Here is a 2386-nt window from a genome sequence, read left to right on the forward strand (position 1 = left end):
CACACCTTCACCACCGACGGCACCCACAGCATCACCGCCGTCTACTCCGGTGACGCCACCAACCACCCGTCGACCTCCGCGGCCGGCACGGTTGAGGTCTCCACCGACCCGGTCGTCGTCGACACGACCACGACGCTGAACGTCCCCGGCACCGCCAAGACCGGCACCGCCGTCGACCTCACCGCCACCGTCGCCCCGGCCGACGCCACCGGCACCGTCGAATTCAAGGACGGCGCAGCCGTCCTCGGCACCGCACCGGTCACCAACGGCGTTGCGACGCTGAACCACACCTTCACCACCGACGGCACCCACAGCATCACCGCCGTCTACTCCGGTGACGCCACCAACCACCCGTCGACCTCCGCGGCCGGCACGGTTGAGGTCTCCACCGACCCGGTGATCGTCGACTCGACCACCGACCTGAACGTCCCGGCGACCGCCAAGACCGGTGCCGAGGTGGCCCTCACCGCCACCCTGAATCCGAACACCGCCACCGGAACCGTCGAGTTCAAGGACGGCGCAACGGTTCTCGGCACCGCACCGGTCACCAATGGCGTTGCGACGCTGAACCACACCTTCACCGCAGACGGCACCCACAGCATCACCGCCGTCTACTCCGGTGACGCCACCCACAACCCGTCGACCTCGGTCGCCGGCACCGTGGAGGTCTCCACCGACATCGTCGTCGTCGACACCGCCACGACCGTGAACGTCCCGGCGACCGCCAAGACCGGCACCGCCGTCGAGCTCAAGGCGATCGTGAGCCCGACCGATGCCAGCGGAACGGTCGAGTTCAAGGACGGCGCAACGGTTCTCGGCACCGCACCGGTCGTCAACGGTGTTGCGACGCTGAACCACACCTTCACCACCGACGGCACCCACAACATCACCGCCGCCTACTCCGGTGACGCCACCCACAATGCGTCCACCTCGGACGTCGCGACCGTCGCGGTGACGACGGACTCGACCGATCCGGGCACCCCGGGAGGTGGTTCGCTGGAGAACATCTTCGGATCGTGATCGCCCGATGATCGCGTGATCTTCACATCTCATGCCGACGGACGCCCCCTCGCGGGGGCGTCCGTTCGACATTCTTCGGTCGTCAACTCGACCACAGCCGTTGCGACACAGCTGAACACGCGTGAAACACCGTCATTCACTCGATGTAACTTCACCCAAACATGCTTTGGTACAACCGAATTCCGGTACCGCGGAGGCGATGGCCGGTAGCTTCCAGACTCGTACCGTCGTGGCCGGCGCCCATTGCCCGGCCTCCCCCGAGGAGGTAGCAGTGTCCCTGTCCCTGTCCCGTCGCCTCGCGACACCACTGATCGCGGCGTCAGCCGTGGCCGGTCTGGTGTTCGGAGTGACCAGCGGCGTCGCCGCCGCCGATCCACCCCAGTCCTCGAGGTCACTCCAAGACCAGCAGCTGCTCCTCTCGAAGGAAGTGGTCGGCAGCAACGTCGTCCTCCCCGGCGGCTCCGTCACCTACCGGACCACGATCGGCTACACCACCGCCAACGGTGTCGGTAACGCGACGCTGAACCAGCTGTCGATTTCGTACCTCCGCGAGGTTCCGCCTGCCGGCTGGGTCCGCACCGCACAGTCCCTGAACTATGCCGGCGGCGGCGGGTCCTTCTCGGTCCAGGACGGCGGCTCGAAGGTCACCTGCAGCAGCGGCTGCACCTTCCTCGTCGGCGGCTTCGTGATCAAGGCCGGCCAGTCGGCGGTCCTCAACACCACCTACACGGTGCCCGCCAACACCGCGCCCGGCATCTACAACAGCGGCGCCTGGTCCGCCCAGCCGAACACCTGGAGTGGCGGCGAGCGTGGCAGCAACGCGTTCAACGTCTTCGTCGAGGTCGCCGATCCGAACGTCGCAACCACCACGACCCTGAACGTCCCCGGCACGGCGACGATCGGCCAGTCCGTGGCACTGACCGCGAATGTGGGCCCGGCCAACTCCGTCGGCACCGTCCAGTTCAAGGACGGCGGCGTCGACATCGGCGGACCGGTCACGGTCTCGGGCGGCAACGCCACCCTGAACCACACCTTCACCACCGTCGGCAACCACGACATCACCGCCGCCTTCACGGCGGGTGCGGGTTTCCACAGTTCCGCGTCCGGCGTGCAGACGGTCGCGGTGGCACTCGGGGACTCGACGACCACGCTGGCCGCCCCTGCCACCGCGCACACCGATGAGGCGATCGATCTCACGGCCACCGTCGCTCCGGCGGACGCCACCGGCACCGTCCAGTTCAAGGACGGCGCCACCGACATCGGCGCACCCGTCCCCGTGAACGCGGGCACGGCCACCCTCAACCACGCCTTCACCACCGTCGGCAACCACGACGTCACCGCCGTCTACAGCGGCGACGCCACCCAC

General features: G+C 68.0%; 2 protein-coding genes. Both read left to right on the forward strand.

The features are described 5' to 3' along the window. Window positions 1-1020: Ig-like domain-containing protein (locus tag FFS72_RS26245; protein WP_137876692.1), on the forward strand; the 1020-nt coding region annotated here is incomplete at its 5' end. A 271-nt stretch (window positions 1021-1291) separates the two neighbouring features. Continuing rightward, window positions 1292-2386 (forward strand): Ig-like domain-containing protein (locus FFS72_RS26250; protein ID WP_249353542.1); only part of this gene is annotated, 1095 nt, incomplete at its 3' end.

This window comes from Rhodococcus sp. Q (assembly GCF_005503035.1).
Classification (GTDB): Bacteria; Actinomycetota; Actinomycetes; order Mycobacteriales; family Mycobacteriaceae; genus Rhodococcus_G.